At 46.3% G+C, this 18875-nt stretch carries 7 protein-coding genes and 1 pseudogene; 3 read left to right on the top strand and 5 right to left on the bottom strand.

Annotated features, from left to right (window positions below; all coding sequences use genetic code 11):
* Positions 1 to 48 precede the first annotated feature (48 nt).
* Positions 49 to 432, bottom strand: a pseudogene (gene tnpA, locus JGK22_RS23665) (IS200/IS605 family transposase); the annotation flags it as partial.
* Positions 433 to 502: 70 nt separating this feature from the next.
* Here tnpA and JGK22_RS23660 point away from each other — a divergent pair.
* Together JGK22_RS23660 and JGK22_RS23655 are read left to right on the top strand one after the other, a co-directional pair.
* Positions 503 to 1657 carry a transposase gene (locus tag JGK22_RS23660; protein ID WP_293183043.1) on the top strand — a complete coding sequence of 385 codons (1155 nt, stop codon included), beginning with the start codon at positions 503 to 505 and terminating at the stop codon, positions 1655 to 1657.
* 144 nt (positions 1658 to 1801) lie between these two features.
* Positions 1802 to 10186: a CHAT domain-containing protein gene (locus JGK22_RS23655; RefSeq protein WP_293313879.1), complete on the top strand. Its 8385-nt coding sequence runs from the start codon at positions 1802 to 1804 to the stop codon at positions 10184 to 10186.
* A gap of 462 nt (positions 10187 to 10648) precedes the next feature.
* Here the strand turns inward: JGK22_RS23655 and JGK22_RS23650 are convergent, their stop codons facing one another.
* From JGK22_RS23650 to JGK22_RS23635, 4 genes are all read right to left on the bottom strand, one after another.
* Positions 10649 to 11077 (bottom strand): hypothetical protein, encoded by a 429-nt coding sequence (locus JGK22_RS23650; protein WP_293183047.1) that lies wholly within the window; start codon positions 11075 to 11077, stop codon positions 10649 to 10651.
* Positions 11078 to 11464: 387 nt separating this feature from the next.
* Positions 11465 to 13735, bottom strand: coding sequence for an NAD-dependent DNA ligase LigA (gene ligA / locus JGK22_RS23645; RefSeq protein ID WP_293313876.1), 2271 nt, complete (start codon positions 13733 to 13735; stop codon positions 11465 to 11467).
* A gap of 351 nt (positions 13736 to 14086) precedes the next feature.
* The gene (locus tag JGK22_RS23640) at positions 14087 to 15151 is read right to left on the bottom strand and encodes a vWA domain-containing protein (protein WP_293216182.1); all 1065 of its coding nucleotides are present in this window, start codon (positions 15149 to 15151) and stop codon (positions 14087 to 14089) included.
* A gap of 293 nt (positions 15152 to 15444) precedes the next feature.
* Complete coding sequence (locus tag JGK22_RS23635) at positions 15445 to 16431, bottom strand: Npun_R2479 family HD domain-containing metalloprotein (RefSeq protein WP_293204729.1); 987 nt, start codon at positions 16429 to 16431, stop codon at positions 15445 to 15447.
* Positions 16432 to 16843: 412 nt separating this feature from the next.
* On the opposite strand from JGK22_RS23635, the gene JGK22_RS23630 reads away from it, so the two are divergent.
* Positions 16844 to 18601, top strand: coding sequence for an alpha/beta hydrolase (locus JGK22_RS23630; RefSeq protein WP_293204727.1), 1758 nt, complete (start codon positions 16844 to 16846; stop codon positions 18599 to 18601).
* The last annotated feature ends 274 nt before the right edge of the window (positions 18602 to 18875 follow it).

Raw genomic sequence — 18875 nt, 5'->3', positions numbered from 1 at the left:
CCGAACTTACCTAACTGACCAAAAAATTGGGATACAAGCCCCGTCCTTCTAGGACGGCTTTTCTTGATTTCTAATATATTCCTTTAAGACTTCTAGAGGCGCGCCCCCTACAGAAACCGCAAAATAGCTAGGACTCCATAAAGCTTCTTTGTGAGGTTTTTTGTATCCAGCCTGTCCGTAGCGACGGCTAGAAACTCCTTTCAAAGCATTCACTATTTGAGAGATAGAAAGTTTAGGCGGATACTCAATCAGCGCATGAATGTGATTACCTTCACCATTAAACTCCAGAACCTGAAAATTCATTTTTTCAGCAACCTCTCGAAACGTTTTTTCAATCAAATCAAGACTTTCGCCCGTAAATACAGGCCGACGGTACTTTGTCACGCAGACCAAGTGCATTTTAAGTTCTGTAACAGAATGCCGTTCTCGGCGGTAAGTAAATAGTTGTCATTGCCTGTAGACCAATATATAATCAAATAATAGACCAATTTTAACACAACCCGTGAAAGCAAGATTTCGTTACAGATTTTACCCAACCGACCAACAACAGCAGAGCCTAGCTCGGTTGTTTGGCTGCGTCCGGGTAGTCTGGAACGATGCGCTCGCACTTTGCAAACAGTCAGACAAAAAACCAAGTTCGGCAGATTTGCAAAAAATCGTCATAACTGGGGCTAAAAATACTGAAGAAAGGGCTTGGCTGGGAGACGTGTCGTGCGTCCCGCTGCAACAATCAGTTGCCGACCTGGATATTGCTTTTAAGAACTTTTTCAACTCCTGCAAGGGAAAGAGAAAAGGTCGTAAAGTCGGATATCCTAAGTTCAAAAAAAGAACCAGCAGTCAATCGGCGCGTTTTAGAGTTGGAGGATTTTCAATCAAAGGTGATGGAGTTTATCTAGCCAAGATTGGAATTGTCAATCCGATTTGGTCGAGGGCGTTACCATCTGAACCTAGTTCCGTCACGGTAATCAAGGATTGTGCAAATCGTTATTTGCTGAGCTTTGTAATAGAAATTCAACCCATTTCATCTGAGGCTAAAAACCCCAGCATCGGAATCGATTTAGGAATCAAAACCTTTGCGGTGATGAGCAACGGCGAGAAAGCCGAAAGCCCTAGCTATAAAAAACTAGACCGCAAAGTTCGCAAATTGCAACGCAAGTTAGCCCGTCAGCCCAAAGATTCCAAGAGAAGGAATGTAACTCGCATTAGAATCGCCAAGCTGCACAATAAAATTGCCGATACTCGCAAAGATTTCTTACACAAGTTTTCAACCAAAGTAATCAACGAAAACCAAGTGATTGTTTTGGAAGATTTAAATGTGTCTGGCATGGTAAAGAATCGCAAACTCTCAAGAGCAATTAGCCAACAAGGATGGTATGAATTCCGAACTTTGTGCGAGGCTAAATCAGAGAAGTTTGGCAGAGAGTTCAAGGTCATCAGTCGATGGGAACCTACCAGTCAGGTTTGTTCAGACTGCGGTTTTAAGTGGGGGCAAATCGATTTGTCTATTCGCTCAGTGCTTTGTTTGAATTGCGGTACTGAGCAAGATAGAGATGAAAACGCCGCTAAGAATATTGAGAAAGTCGGGATGGGGAATCGCCACGACTCTAAACGGGCGCAGAGGGACTGTCAGACTACTTCGGTAGCTTTTCCCCGATGAAGCGTCAAGAATCACCGTTGCTTCAGCACGGTGAGTATTTCAAATGAGGAACTTTGAGGAGTAAGACTAAGGATAGATAAATACATCGCACTTTTAGCACAAATCTTTAAACACAATGGCAGCCAACAAACTACATTTGCTCGGATGGTTATTCATAGTTGGCTGGCTCAATGCAGCGGCTGGTTCCGCTTCCGCGCAACCCATTACCCCCGCAGCAGACGGCACGAACACCGTCGTGACACCCAATGGCGATCGCTACGACATTTCCGGGGGGTAACGGCAAACTTTTTAACCAATCCCAACATTCAAAATATCTTAGGAAGAATTAACGGGGGAAATCCTTCTGTAATCAACGGCTTAATTCAAGTGACAGGTGGCAATTCTAACCTGTTTTTGATGAATCCGTCGGGGATAATTTTTGGGCAGAATGCCCTGCTCAACGTACCTGGTTCTTTTAACGCCACGGCGGCCACAGGTATCGGTTTTGGGAACAATCAGTGGTTTAGTGCGATCGGCAATAACAACTGGGCAAGCTTAATCGGGAATCCGAACAGTTTCGCATTTACCAGTCCGCAAGCAGGAAGCATTGTAAATGCAGGGAATTTGACGGTGGCGCCCGGTCAAAGTTTAAGTTTAATCGGTGGTACGGTAGTCAATACCGGTCAGTTAACTGCGCCGTCTGGCAATATTACCGTGATGGCCGTACCCGGTCAAAATTTGGTACGGATCGCTCAAACCGGAAATTTGCTGAGTCTGGAAATTCAGCCGACAGCTAGCCAAAGTTCCTTGCCGAATAATTTCGCGCAGCCAGTGCTATCTTTGCCGCAGTTGCTGACTGGAAAAAGCCAGGAACAAGCAACGAATTTGACGGTAAATGCCAATGGGGATGTGGTGCTGGCGGGGAATGTGGCTGTGCCTGTTGTGCCTGGAACTGCGATCGCCAGCGGCAGTATCAACGTCTCGGGTAATACTGGGGGTAATGTTAGCATATTGGGCGATCGTGTAGGTGCGATCGCGGCTAACATCGATGCTTCGGGTATTAACGGCGGTGGGAATGTACTGATTGGGGGAGATTTTCAGGGTTTGGGGACTGTACCGAATGCTTTGCGGACATTTGTGAGTGCAGATTCGACGATTAATGTGGATGCGATTAGCAATGGGAATGGCGGGCGAGCGAGCGTTTGGGCTGATGAAACTACTCGGTTTAATGGCAATATTACTGCCCGAGGTGGCTTGTTGTCGGGGAATGGCGGGTTTGTGGAGGTGTCGGGAAAACAATTTTTAGACTTCCGAGGCAATGTTAATACTCTCGCTGCTAACGGTAATCCTGGATTATTGTTGCTCGATCCCACAAATATTACGATTCAAAATGGCGCGGGAACTTTTACTGCACTAACTCAGGTAGATCAATTTGCCGATCCTGACATTGGCGGAAATACGATTGATGCTGCTCTAATTAATAGTGCTGCGACTAATGTGATTTTGCAAGCTACCAATGATATTACTTTTAATGCTCCGGTCAATATAGCTACTCCGGGAGTTGGATTGACGGCTTTAGCTAATAACAACATTGATGTCAAGGCTAATATTACAACTAAAGCAGGTAACGTTACTCTGAATGCTGATGCCGACAATCTCAATGGTGGTAGTCTCACCATTGGCAATGTGACGATCAATACAAATGGTGGGAATTTTACAGGTATTGGTCGCGCGAATGTTGCCACTACACCAGGAATTAATGTTGGTGGAAAAATCAATGCTAATGGTGGAAACATTGACCTCAATGGTAGTGCAGGAAACACAGCAAACAACACTGGTCTTGAGATATTTACTGGCACGTTAACAACAACTGGAACAGGAAAAATTACCCTCAATGGGACTAGCGGTAGTAGTCTCAATAGTGACGGGATAGTTTTGCGTAGCTCTACGATAACTTCAGTCGATGGTGATATTACTTTCACTGGTATTGGCAGCGGATCTGCTAAATACGGCATCCGGTTAGTGAATAACGACTTGGTGGAATCAACGGGGACGGGAAAAGTCAACCTGACGGGTACGGGTGGTAATGGGATAGGTAGCACTGGAGGGATATTTATTGCTAACAATGGCTTACCAGTTCGATCGAAGGTTCTATCGAAGGATGGAGATATTACCCTGACTGGAACAGGTTCGGGGAGCGGGGATAACAACACGGGCATTGCGATTTTAGGGTTGGTGGAATCCACAGGCATTGGGAAAGTGACTCTAAACGGTGTTGCCAGTGATGGGAATGGGAATAACAATAATGAAGGGATATTGATTTCTTTTCCTGCTCAAGTTCGATCGACGAACACTGGGGATATCACGTTTACTGGAACAGGCAAGGGAAGCGGGGATAACAACACCGGCATTCTGATTCAAGGGTTGGTGGAATCCACAGGCACCGGGAAAGTGACTCTAAACGGTGTTGGCGGTGATGGGAAGGGGAATAATAATCAAGGGATAAATATTGATGCTCCGGCTCAAGTTGGATCGACCAAAAGTGGGGATATCACGTTTACTGGAACAGGTAAGGGAAGCGGGAAGGACAACATCGGCATTGCAATTTTAGGGTTGGTGGAATCCAAAGGCACCGGCGGAAATGTTACTTTGACAGGCGATCGAATTCAACTGTTAGCCCCATCTGAAGTCAAGGGTGCTGGTACAATTCGGTTGCAACCTCTGACGCCGAGTTTAGGTATTACTGTTGGCGGCACCGATCTCGATGATCCTAATGTTTTGCAGCTCAGGAATGCTGAACTTGCACGGTTCAAGGGGTTTAATGAAATGGTAATCGGACGGGCTGACGGGAAGGGGACGATCGCCATTAACCCCGCTGGTGTTACTTTCCCTTACTCGACAACTTTGCAATCTCCAAGCGGAGGCGCGATCGCAGTCAATGGCCCAATTACTACTCAAGACAAGAGTATCTCGTTTGTCGGCAAAGTTTCCCTCGGTAATGATGTCATTCTCAACACTAAAAACCTCAGCGGTGGGAATATTACCTTTGGCGGCACTGTTGACGGCAACAATAAATTAAATATTACTGCTGGAACTGGTACTATCAATTTTAACGGGCCTGTCGGTGACACTAATCCCTTGGCTGCACTTGGGGTAAATCCAGAAGCCAATATTACCAGCACTGGCGCTATAAGTATCAAAACAACTGGCGATATTGCCACGGCCAATATTACTACTAAGAATCCCGGAGGGGCGATCGCGCTTACGAGCAATAAGGGCAATATTACAACATCAGGATCAGTTAACACGAGTGCTTCGGGGGGAGATATCACTCTGAAAGCTTCTAAGAATGTTAATGTGGCTCAAATAAATTCCGGCACGGGAAATATTTCGTTAATTGGGAAAGAAGCTAACTTTGGTGGGGCTGCTAATTCTGTTCAAGGTACGGGTACTTTTTCTCTGCAACCGTTTGATGCAAGCGGTAATATTCAGTTCATAAATGGATTAGCTAATCCTGTCGATCCGAATACTATTTATGTGGGACAGCAGTTTCAAGATGCCCTGCAAGATGGATTTAAGTCGATCGCGATCGGCAGAACAGACGGCACTGGTACAATTACCTTTGACAGACCTCACAGTTTCCAAGATCCGGTGACTGTTAAATCTCCCGGCGGTGCGATCGTTATCAATCAACCACTCACCGGAAAAGATAATGCCTCGATCGTTTTTGACGGCAAGACAACACTCAACGCAGGCGTTAGCACCATCAAGCAAGATATCACTTTCCAAAGTCCTGTACTCGTCCAAGATAATGCTTCTGTCAACACAGGTGCAGGTGCAAATATTCTGTTCAACAACACCGTCAAGGGCGCACTGACAGGAACCAAAGACCTAAGTTTAACGGCAGGTACGGGAAATATTATATTCACCGGTGCAGTTGGGGATAAAAGTGCGATCGGCAATCTTAAAGTTAACTCTCAAGGAACAATTCTATTCAATGAAACAGTCAATGCTGCAAGTTTGACTACAGATACTGGCGGTACAACTATACTCAATGGTAATGTGACAACCACCGGCAGTCAAACCTATCAAAATACAGTTACAATCACCAAAATAAATCCAACTCTCACAGCAGGTAACGGTATTACTTTCAAGAATATTGTTAACCTTAGTAACAGTGGCAGCGATTTTACTGTGGATGGGGGTACTGGTGATGTTACGTTCAGTAGTGCAGTTGGAAATCTAAGTGCGATCGGCAATCTTAAAGTTAACTCTCAAGGAATAACTGCATTTAATAAAACAGTCAATGCCGCAAGTTTGATTACAGATGGTGGTGGCACAACTACACTCAATGGCGATGTCACTACCACCGGCCCTCAAACCTATGGAGATGCTGTCACGACTGCCAAGAATCTCACTCTCTCAGGCACAGGCATTACTTTCAATAATACTGTTAAGTCTAATAACATCAGCGATTTGACTGTGGATGGGACTACTGGTGATGTTACATTTAAGGATGCAGTTGGGGATAAAAGTGCGATCGGCAATTTAACAACTCTATCTCAAGGAACAACTGCATTTAATAAAACAGTCAATGCCGCAAGTTTGACTGCTGGTGGTGGCGGCACAACTCAACTGAAGGGAGATGTGACGACAACCGGCTCTCAAACCTACACAGATGCAGTTACAATCGCCAACAATCCGATTCTCAAAGCAGGTAGCGACGTTACTTTCAACAATACAGTTGACGGTAGCGGGGATTTGAAAGTCAATGCGGGTAGTGGTAATATTACATTCAACGGTGCAGTTGGAAGTCCAAAGGATCTCGGCAATTTAACAACTAACTCTACAGGAACAACCGCATTTAATCAAACGATCAATGCAGCGAGTTTGACTACAGATGCAGGCGGGACAACTCAGGTAAAGGGAAATGTCACGACAACCGGCAATCAAACTTACGGAGATGCAGTGACATTAAATGCTGCTGTAACTTTTACACTAGGAAATGCAACTATTGCTTTCGATTCGAGTTTGTCGGCAGGAAGTAACCCGCTGACTTTAAAAGCAGGTGAAATTAATTTTGCTGGGCCAGTTTCTGGTACTGGTGCGCTCACACTGCAACCGGCAACAGCAGGACAAAATATTGTGGTTGGAGGAACTGATAACACTACTCCCGCTTTAGATTTGACTCCATCGGAAATTAAGTTGATTCAAAAGGGATTTAGCTCGATCGCGATCGGGCGATCGGATGGCAGTGGCAATATTACTATTCCTAGCGATCGCACTTTTTCCGATCCAGTCACGATTCAAACGGGAACTGGTACGATCGCACTTAACGCCAATATTACCGGCAAAGACAACAGCAGTCTTACTCTTAACGGCAAAGTCCAACTCGGCAGTGATGCCATTCTCAGTAGTGACACAGGTAATGTTAGTGTCGCAGGTGCGATCGATGGATCTCGGCGCTTGAACATCAATGCTACTAAAGGTAATGTGCTGCTGCAAGGAGATATCGGAAAAACAACGCCACTGACAGGTTTGAATGTGACTGCCTTAAATACTAAGTTGGGTGGCAATGTTACCACGAATAACGGCAATATCAATATTGATGGTGCGATCGGGCTGACGAATGATGCTGTATTGAGCACGGCTGGGGGGAATATTGCGTTTGGAAGTGCGATCGACAGTATAGATGCGGCCCGGAACCTAACTCTGGACTCTGGTAGTGGCAGCATCACTTTCAATGGATCGGTGGGCGCCAGCAGCAAATTAGGAAATATTCTGATTAAAAATGCTGGCGATGTCACAGCCAATTCGACAATTAATGCAGCACAAGTGACAGCACAAAACACGAAAACATTCAACTTATTGGGAGATGTAACCGCAGGCAAAGTTAATATTACTTCCAACGGCGATATCACGGTTAAAAATATTACTACTAATGGTGGAGAAATTTTCTTCAAAAGCGGTAACGTTTTCACAGCAGGTAATTTGAATACATCGGGAAGTACGAGCGAGAATATCAACGTTAATATTACTGCCACTGGCGATATCAGCGTTAAAAACGTTACTACTAATGGTGGAGAAATTTTCTTCAAAAGCGGTAACGTTTTCACAGCAGGTAATTTGAATACATCGGGAAGTACGGGCGGGAATATCACTGTTGATGCGAAAATTTCAATTACAGCAGGACAAATTAACTCCAGCGGTACAGCCGGAAATGGTGGCAATGTGCTCTTAGATCCGATCGGCGATATTCAAGTCGGTTTCATCAATGCCCAAGGCGGTACTAACGGCAAGGGCGGCAATGTTACAGCCGTCGCGGGAAATTTTTTCCGAGCTACAGGCTCTTTCCCAACAACTTTTTCGCCGACAGGATTTGCTAGTATTTCCACTGCTGGTGGCACCGATGGAGGAAATATTTCAATTGCCCACACTGGAGGAGATGGAGGGGGAGTGATTCAACCGTTTGTCGTGGGAAATGCAACTATAAATGGTACGGCGGCTGCAATTACAACTGGGCCATCTAGCATTACATCGCAGTCGTTTCCTCGTACAGCTAGTGGTGTGCCTAGTATTGTATTTCCTACTGATGATGGGATCGATCCAACTCCAACTCCAACTCCGATTCCAACTCCAAATCCAACTCCCACTCCGATCGCAACTCCAACTCCAAATCCAACTCCCACTCCGGTTGTGGTTCAAACTCCGAGTCCAACTCCCACTCCGATCGCAATTCAAACGATCGCAATTCAAACTCCGAGTCCAACTCCCACTCCGATCGCAATTCAAACTCCGAGTCCAACTCCCACTCCGATCGCAATTCAAACTCCGAGTCCAAATCCAACTCCGGTTGTGATTCCAACTCCGAGTCCAAATCCAACTCCGGCGGTGATTCCAACTCCGAGTCCAAATCCAACTCCGGCGGTGATTCCAACTCCGAGTCCAAATCCAACTCCGGTTGTGATTCCAACTCCGAGTCCAAATCCAACTCCGGCGGTGATTCCAACTCCGAGTCCAAATCCGATCGTAATTCCAACTCCAAATCCACCTCCAACTCCGATCGTAATTCCAACTCCAAATCCAACTCCAACAGCGGTTGAATCGTCATCCCCCGAGGATCCAGAAGACGTTCCAAATCGCCGTCGAATTCCACCGTTAGACACTCCCGGCCCTGCTGCGGGTCAAATTTTAACACTGGATTCAAGTATCACCAGTAAGTTACCCCCCAGCCAATCGCCAGTAGTGCCCCGCCGCGAAACACCGCCAGCAGTCAACCCTACTCCTAATTTAGTGCTGGGATATGTTCCGCCTCCCGATCGACTTTTTGAAGGTAACGACATAGAAAAAACAGTCTGGGGAATCGAACAAATCAGGAATCAAGAGTTTGGAGAATACCTAGGCGTCAAAGCCAACCTTCCCAACCAAAAAGTGATGATGGCGCAATTCCAACAAACATTAAGAAATATCGAACAGGAAACTCACAAGCGGTCTGGTATTATCTATATAATCTCGCGAGTCGATCGACTGGAACTAATTTTAGTTCCTCCCGTAGGGCGGCCGATTCACTACAGCGTCCCCGAAGCTAACAGAAAAGCTCTCGATCCCATAGTTAAGGAATTCCGCGAACAAATCATCAATCCCGCAAAAATCGGTACTACCAGTTATCTTCCCTCCGCCCAGCAACTGTATCAATGGGCGATCGCACCTCTAGAAAAAGACTTGCAAAACTTAGGAATTGACACCTTGTTGCTGTCAGTCGATCCCGGATTGCGGAGTGTGCCCTTTGCCGCTTTGCACGACGGTAAAGGCTTCTTGATTCAAAAATACAGTTTCAGCCTAATTCCGAGTTTTAGCTTGACTAATCGCGAATATAAGACAGTTAGAGACGCCACAGTGCTAGCAATGGGACGGTCAGAATTTGTTGACAATAAGCCCTTGCCCAGCGTGCCGATCGAATTAGAAGCGATTTCTGCCCAGTGGCGCGGGCAATCTTTCCTCAATTCGAGTTTCACTATAGACAATCTCAACTCGCAACACGCCAACAAAGGATTTCGGATTGTTCACCTAGCAACCCATGCTAACTTCACCTCGGGACAACCGAGCAATTCTTACATTCAACTCTGGAATTACAAATTGCAGCTCAATGACATGGAGAGTTTAAATTGGCGCAATCCGCAGGTAGACTTGTTAGTGTTGAGTGCTTGTAGAACTGCTTTGGGCGATCGGGAAGCAGAGTTAGGTTTTGGAGGTTTAGCGGTCAAATCCGGCGCCAAATCTGCCTTAGGGAGTTTGTGGTATGTTGATGACGGAGGCACTTTGGGACTGATGAGCGAATTTTACCACCAGCTTCGAGGAGGCAAAACTAAGGCAGAAACTCTGCAACTTACTCAACAGGCGATGATTGCTCGTCAAGTTCGGATTGAAAATCGGCAATTAGTGACAACAGCAGGTAACTTAAATTTACCGAATAACATACAACAACAAACCCAAGATTTTTCTCATCCTTACTACTGGAGCAGTTTCACCCTCATCGGAAATCCTTGGTAAGAAGAGTTGACAGTTGACAGTTGACAGTTGACAGTTGACAGTTGACAGAAGGAAGAATTCAAGGGTAGGGTGCGTCAGGAAAGGTAATTTTAAATCATTACCCCTAATCTAATTCTGACGCACCATTTATGCTTGGCATCGGCATCATATTTTCGGCAAAGCTAATCAAAAGTTCTCTCAAACTAGCAAAGGAAGAAGGAAGAAAGAACAATTCAAGGGTAGGGTGCGTCAGGAAAGGTAATTTTTAATTATCACCCCTCATCTCATTCTGACGCACCATTTATTGGAAGTATCTCAGTTTTGCATTTAATAGTGCGAGCGTCCCCGCTCGCGAGCGATGCAAGACTCGCGAGCGGGGACGCTCGCACTACAATAAAAAATGCTTTTTGAAAAAATGAGATCCTCCCTCATTTATGCTTGGCATCGGCATCATATTTTTAGGATGGCAAAGCTAGTCAAAAATTATCTAAAACCAGCAGCAGCTCTGGGCCCAAGCTGTTTCAAATTAGGTGCCGCAGTTCCATAATTGACGCGACAACCGATGTTTAACAAACTAGAACTGCATTCGAGAGGGACAATTTGCTGGTCGAGGAGAGCGCTGCAACTGACATACTCGTCGTTATTAGTATCTCTTACCATACATTCGATCGCCCTAGCGCCCGATCGAGCCGCCCAACTGTTCATACCTACAACTGCAATCATGTGCTGCCAGAAAAACGACAACACTAAGACTCCCAATAGTACAGCCACTCCCAATCCTGCTTTCACCTTCCAACTGCTCAGGATGTTTCCCACGCTACTTTTTACGTTTTCAGTCCAAGAAATAGAGCTTTCGGAACTTGTTTCTGGAGCCGACAAATTTGTTTGTGTTTGTTCTGGGGTTTCCGACATCACGTATCTCCTCTGATTGCTGGAACTTTGTTCGGTTGGCAGTTACGCGCGATCGCAAATCCCAACTATATCAAATTTTAGCAAAACTAGCCTGTGCCGACAACCGATTCGGGCGCCCAGGCGAGAGAAGTATGTATATTGACGAAGTGCGAGCGCAATTTCTATGCCTTTTGAGGTATTGCGTAATTTGCGATGGCTATCTTGCGCCTGCCGCAAAACAGGTTCGTAGTGAGGACTTCAGTCCTTATCAAAATCAGAGGAATGAAGTCCGAATATCAAACACAAAACAGGTTCGTAGTGAGGACTTCAGTCCTCATGAATTTAGAGGACTTCATTCCTGACTACAAACATTGCTGATGGCTACACCTTACGAACAATTATCAATTTTTAAGTTGCCAAAAGTTCCAATAACTCAGCCTCCGACAGTAGCTTAACTCCCAAAGATTGAGCCTTTTCCAACTTAGAGCCAGCATCTTCACCTACAACCACATAATCGGTTTTAGCACTGACAGAACCTGTGACTTTTCCTCCAGCTTTGACAATCAAATCCTTAGCTTCATCTCGTTTCAGAGTCGGCAAAGTTCCGGTAAGTACAAATGTTTTACCTGCAAATTGTAAATTTTGAGCTGCCGAGTTCTGAGTTTTCATTTCTGAATGCAATTGCAATCCCGCAGTTTGCAACCGTGCAATTAAACTTTGATTTGCCGGAACTCGAAACCACTGATAAACAGCTTGTGCAATTTCCGGGCCGATGCCGTAAACTCCCTCAATTCCTGCCGCCGATACCGCTGCTAACTCTTCCACATTGGCAAACCTTTCAGTCAACAATTGAGCGTTGACACTGCCGACGTGGCGGATGCCCAGGCCGTAAAGTACCCGCGAATAAGGTTGATTTTTCGATCGGGCGATCGCACTTACCAACTTTTCTGCTAACTTTTTACCCATGCGTTCCAAACCCATCAACCTGTCAGCAGTCAAATCAAACAAATCCGCCGCCGACTGCACCAGATTGCTATCCACCATCTGCTGCACCAACTTTTCCCCAACACCGTTAATATCCAGAGCATCCCGGCTGCAAAAATGAATCAGGGAACCCCTCAAAATCGCCGGACAAGACGTGTTGATGCAGCGAGTCACGGCCTCCCCCTTTTCGCGAACCACAGGCTGCGTGCATTCGGGACAGCAGCTAGGCATTTGAAAAAGTTGAGCATTTGGGGGACGAAGTTCTGCTAAAACTCGGACAACTTCTGGTATAATTTCCCCAGCTTTTCTGACAATTACAGTATCGCCGATATGGAGATTGAGATCGGAAAGTCGATCGCTATTGTGGAGAGAAGCCCGCGAAACCGTCGTTCCAGCCAACTGCACCGGTTTGAGTTCCGCCACAGGAGTCAGCGCGCCGGTTCTCCCGACTTGTACAGTTATTGCTTCTACAATTGTAGGGACTTCGGCAGCCGGATACTTAAGTGCGATCGCCCAACGCGGAAACCTCTGAGTAAAACCCAATTGTTTTTGCAGCCAAACCGAATTAATCTTAACAACAACCCCATCAGTCATATAGGGTAAATTTCGCCGTTCAGTATCCCAATATTCGTAATACTCCCGCACCTCATCCAACGAAGAGCAAATTTTCCGATTGGGATTCACCTTAAACCCCATCCTTCGCAACAATTCCAAAGATTCCCCTTGCGTCTTTTCCTCATTACCCTCATCTAAATGTAGAGTATAAGCAAAGAAATCCAACCGTCGCTTATCTACAATCTTAGAATCCAACTGTCGCAGCGTACCCGCCGCAGCATTGCGAGGATTAGCAAACAATTGTTCCCCCGCTTTTTCCCGTTCCCGATTAATATCCTCAAACACAGCCAAAGACAAAAAAGCCTCTCCCCGCACTTCCACCACAGGCGGCGGATTATCTAAATTAAGTTTGAGAGGAATCGAGCGAATAGTCTTAACATTTTGAGTAATATCCTCTCCCGCAATCCCATCTCCCCGCGTTGCACCCCGAACTAAAACCCCATTTTCATAGGTTAACGCTAAAGCAGAACCATCAATTTTTAACTCACAAACATAGGAAACCCCCCCCAACCCCCCCTTGCTAAGGGGGGGAGTAATTTCCTGGTAGGAACCCCCCCCCAGCCCCCCCTTGCTAAGGGGGGGAGTAATTTCCCTGTTTTCGTCATTGCTAGGTAGATGTGCAATTCCATCTTGTCCCCCCCCTTGATAAGGGGGGGTTAGGGGGGGTGCATTTCCCCCTTGATAAGGGTGGGTTAGGGGCGGTGAAATGCCATCCTCGGAAGGTAAAATCATATCTTGTCCCCCCCCTTGATAAGGGGGGGTTAGGGGGGGTGCAATTCGCTGCCAGCGTTCCTGCCATTTGGTCAATTCCTCAAAATTAAAAGCATTTTCCAAACTGTAGAGAGGAATATTGTGCTTGACGCTAAAAAATTGAGTAGCCGGCTTTTCTCCCACGCGCTGAGTCGGACTTTCCGCAGCAATCAACTCAGGATAATCTGATTCTAACTCTTGCAACTCTCGGTAAAGGCGATCGTACACCTCATCTGCCATCATCGGCGCATCAAGAACATAATAAGCATAGCTAGCTTCCTGTAGCTGCTGCCTCAATTGTTTAACTCGCTGCTGAATTTCTGGTTGCATATTAATTTAAAAGTGTATATTGTCTAACCGCAGATACTAGAATATAGCGGTTCTCAAAAAGATCGGGTACGTAGTTGGGCTTTAGCCCTCCTAGTTTAGTAGTTATATTAAACTGTCAGTCATACCTCATCTTTTTGAGAAAGGCTACAAACACAAACCATAGAAATTTTAGCATTATCTGCGCTGCTCTGCGGGGTGCATCTGTTTTTGGTAAATATGTTTGTAGAGGCGAAGCATGACCGTAGTCAATATGGGATTATAACTAATAACTTATATGCGGTCATGCTTCTTCAGGCTTCAAAAACCAGATGCACCCTACTCTGCGGTTGTAGTTAGGACATTTAAAATCGATTAACGATCCCAATCTTCAACTTCATAAAGGAAACGAGTTCCCCCCATCAGCTTGCGATTAGCCGAGGTACTTTGCACAAAAACCGCATACTTTTCTAGATTGCTCGGCTTGATGCGAACTGTCTCCCCCATTGGCAAACCCAACATTTCTCGGGCCGCTTCTCCTTCAAATAAATCCCCTGTCGAACGTTCCATCAGCACAATTTCTTTCTTACCTTGGATAGTTTCTGTTTTGGTAAATTCATAAAACCCGCGCCCGGTTTTAAAAGCCAAACCATTTTCCAGAACAAAAGCTTTAATAGAAATCTCGTTGTCTACTTCGAGAATCTGAAATCTCCCCGGTTTGACAGCGCGCAATTCTGCTGACTCATAAACAGCAGTCCCTTCCCGCTTCATCATGGTATCAAACATCTTGTTTAAGCCGCGACTCATGCGACCTTGACTGACAACTTCTTGTTCGTAAGCTTGTAGTTGTTCGTCAGATGATTGTTGGTAACAAACTGCTAAAAAGAAATCTGTGATGTAGGAAAACTGGTCGAGATTGAGGTGAAAACCGCCAGATTTTTCCGCTAGTTCTTTGTAGAATAAAGTAGCATGGGGACGGTTGAGAGCTTGGATGCCGTAAACGGCAATTCCCATCTGTGCTAACTTATCTACTTCTTGACGCCAGTTAAGTTTTTGGGGGGTTTGAGCGGGTGCGTGGGGGATATCGTCGCCAATTAGTACGAATGTTTTGGAATTAGTGGGAGTCCAGGAAAGTGATTGAGCTTCGTGCAAGACTAATTCATAACATTCTGGAGCATCGCCGCCGCCAGTAGGTTCGACATTTTCCACAAAATTGCAAATCTTGCCGACATCGCCCGACAAATCGAGGTGTTTAGTCACGTAGGTGCTGCCAGCATCGCAATAGTCTCCGTGAGCAATAATGCCAATGCGAATGCCAGGAATTTCATCAAGCAATCTTGTTACCGTCTCTTTGATTTTCCGACGAACTTGCGTCAAGCAAGGGTACATACTGCCAGTTGTATCAAAGCTAAAAACGACTTCAATGTTGTTGGTTGCCATGACCTGAATTTCCCTAAGGGACAACGATTTCTTACTCTTATTATAGCTCAATACATTTTACTTAATCTTGTCCTACAAGAGCAAGGAAGCAGATGAGGTACGTTGTTGGGCTTCAGCCCTCTTTCCGAATATTATAAAGAGGGCTAAAGCCCAACAACGTACCTAATTTGTATTACGAATCTAGTAAACAGTATTTATTGTAGCTCAAACAAAAAGGAGCCAGCAAGTAGAAAATCTTAAAACTTTCTAATGATGACTCGCGTCGATAAATCATGAATTATGCGAAAACACTCTCACAAATTCAGGTCGGAAAAATCGCTAAACTTCTTGTTGTTATCTCCACCGGACATGGAAGGTTGAAGATTATCACTATTTTTTTCAACCTTCGAGTTGCCGTTGGCGCAGGACTTGAGCGAATCTTGAGAGTTCGGCTTGGTGAAAGCAAGCGGTTCAGCGTGTTCTACTTGAAACACGTTAGCGTATAGGTTGGCAATAATCTGTTTGCCACCCTGGGTCAATTCCAAGTAGTTCAAAGCTGCTGGAATGTATGGGAAAACTCCGTTCCAATAAAACTTGGCGTAATTTTGGCGCAAATCTCCCGGGGATTTGTAGCCCAAGATTTTATTAGTGCCGACTTCCTCAAATTCGTAGAATAGGGCGCTGATTTTGCGGAGGTAATTTGGGTCACTCAACTGACCGATTAAATCGGCGGCCCTGGCGAGCCCAGAATAGTTGTTTCTGTCTTGATGGGTTTCACTAGCAGGAACTGGGAAGCGTGTCAACTCAATATTGCGCTTGATTTGTTCGGCATCAATTAATGTGTGGCCGCCGAAGCGTTCGTCTATTACGAGTTTTCCTCGATCGACATGATAAGGAGTTAGACTAGCAGAAGTGGCGCCGATCGCCACAGAAACCATGCCTCCATCAATACCAGTAGCATAGAGTCCCACAGATTCTTGGTCTTGGCGGCAAACACCTTTCACGTAGCCGATATCGTGGCACAGCAGCGAGATCAGGTAGTGTAGCCAATCTTCCGGCGACACACCCCCTTCGCGAATATGCTTGCCGCGAAGAATCTCTTGTCCCACCAAGGCCACGAGCATTGTGTGTTCCACATTGTGGTAAAGAGCATCGCAGTTAGCGATGTTTTCGAGAGCCATAGTCCCCGCCCAGGCGATAATTTCAGGGTAGTCAGGCTTGTACTTGCCGTAGGTGCGGCGGTAGCCGGCCTGTAGCTCTTGCACAAAAGCGTCAATCAGGATGGCAGTTGCATTGAACATGATAAATTCTCTCACTCAGGCTATAGTTGCAAACTCGATCGCAAATATCTGGGATAGCTGAAACAATAATCAATGGGCATTAGAATAGGTTTGACCCCTCGCCCAAAGACGGATACAAGCGTCGGCTTAAGTCCTAGATGCTACCCAAATTTTAGACCCAAGTTTCAGCTTCCAGATTCATCTGCCGAGTAAATCTCAAATCTCAACTCTCAACTCTCAAATCCACTCACCCCTCGGCGTTGAATTTTAAAGTTCAGCTAGTCTTGTTAGGTCAGAAAATTGCTCTTTTGGATATACTTCCCACGATAACCTAATTTCCCCAGTAAAAGATCGATTTTTTGGTATTAAATATTAGTGAAACAATTTACATCGTTTCACCGACTAATTATTAGAAGTTCTAGGTGTTAAAGTTATGAACTGTCTGTTTCCGAGTATCTCTACTGCGGCAATTCGCGCTCGGCGGTCGATCGCCCCAAAATACCTAGGATTGTTTGCATTCACGGCTGTTTGCACTGCTGCACCGGCCTTGGGAGCAGAACGAATCTATATAACTTACGGGCCGCTAGAAGTATCAGTGCCGATCGAATCGCTGACACTCTTCGCCAAAGAAGGCAAAATAGACTCAAACTTGGACGGCTTCGCTCAGTACGCCAAAAAATCACAGCTAGCGGAGATTCGCAACGGCCTGCAAGCGAAAGCAGAAATCAGCCACGTGACGATCGCCCAATTCCTCTACACGCCTCAAGGAGAATTGCTGCTGGAACGCTTGGGGCGAGTAATTCAAACCAAAGCTCGGCAGCCCGGATTTTATGCCATCCGAGCGGCCCTAATTTTAGCAGCCTCAGATCCAGAAGGCATGACAATTCTCAACGTGCTGCGGAAATTCCCCACTTACGGCATCAGGATTGACATTGCGCGCGGCTTGGGTATCGCCAACGAGCTGACATCGCTGATCAACCGTTCCAATCGGACGATCGCCGGAGTCGCCAAGTTGTCGGAAACACAAGCAGCCGAGGAGTCTGGGATACCGCCCGCCGAAATGCTACAGATCCAGGAAAAGGGCCCCTATAATTGGAAAAAATCATCGGTAACTCTGACGAGTCCAAATCGCGATCGTACCTTTGATATCGACATTTACCTGCCGCTCAAAAGTCCGCAACCGGCTCCAGTCGTAGTAATTTCTCACGGTTTAGGTTCCGATCGCATTTCCTACGAGTATTTAGCCAAACACCTAGCCTCCTACGGCTTTGCGGTCGCCGTCCCCGAACACCCCGGCAGCAACGCCCAACAAATCCAAGACCTAGTAACAGGTAGAGCCAGCGAAGTAGCAGAACCAGCAGAATTTGTCAACCGCCCCCTAGACATCAAAGACCTGCTCGATTATTTAACCCAACTTTCGACAACCAATCCGGTCTACCGAGGACAGCTAGACTTGCAGCGAGTCGGCGTCATCGGCCAATCTTTCGGAGGCTATACGGCTTTAACATTAGCGGGAGCCGAGATTAACTTTGCACAGCTAGACAAAGACTGCAAGCTGGAAAATGAAACTTGGAACCTCTCGCTGCTGTTGCAGTGCCGCGCCCGCAGCCTCGATCGCAACCAGTACAATTTCGGCGATCCGCGCGTCAAAGCTGCGATCGCCATTAACCCGATCGTCAGCAGCATTTTAGGAGAAACAAACCTCAGCAAAATCCAAATCCCAGTCATGGTAATCGCAGGCACCGCCGATACCGTCGCCCCCGCTTTGCTCGAACAAATTCAACCTTTCACCTGGCTGACATCGCCCAACAAATATCTGGTGCTGATGAACAACGGGACTCACTTTTCCACGATCGACCAATCCCCTCAAAGCGTCTTTTTGCCACCAGCACAGGCGATCGGGCCCGAACCCGCCTTAGCCCGCCGCTACCTCAACGGACTCAGCCTAGCGTTCATGGAAAGCTATTTGAACAACAAATCAAAGTTCCGCCCGTATTTAGAGCCAAACTACGCCCTGGGCATCTCCCGAAATACTTTGGGACTGAGAATTTTGCGATCGCTCACCCCCCAGCAACTGCAACAGTTCAGCAGTGCTCCACCTCCTCGCAGCCCTGCACCTGCACCTGCGATCGCTCCAGTTGCTCCACCTTCTCCAGTTGCTCCACCTCGGGTAGCTCCTGTTCCCCGTTAGGGTTAAGTGCGATCGAAGCGACGCAATCTTTTCGCCTCTTTATCGTTTCATCAGCTTTCCTGATGACTCTCATCAGTTAAGCTGTTGTTACACCCCTTTACAAACCGAAATAAAAGGTTTATATTTATTTACATGGCGGAACACAAAGCCGTCACGAACATTGAAAACCAAATACAGCAATCATAAAACCATGACAGCAACCTTACAGCAGCGCGAAAGCGCCAACCTGTGGTCGCAGTTTTGCAACTGGGTCACCAGCACCGACAACCGCATT

It is taken from the genome of Microcoleus sp. PH2017_08_TRC_O_A (assembly GCF_020738665.1).
Lineage (GTDB): Bacteria > Cyanobacteriota > Cyanobacteriia > Cyanobacteriales > Microcoleaceae > Microcoleus.
This window is presented reverse-complemented; position numbering and strand designations above follow the sequence as displayed.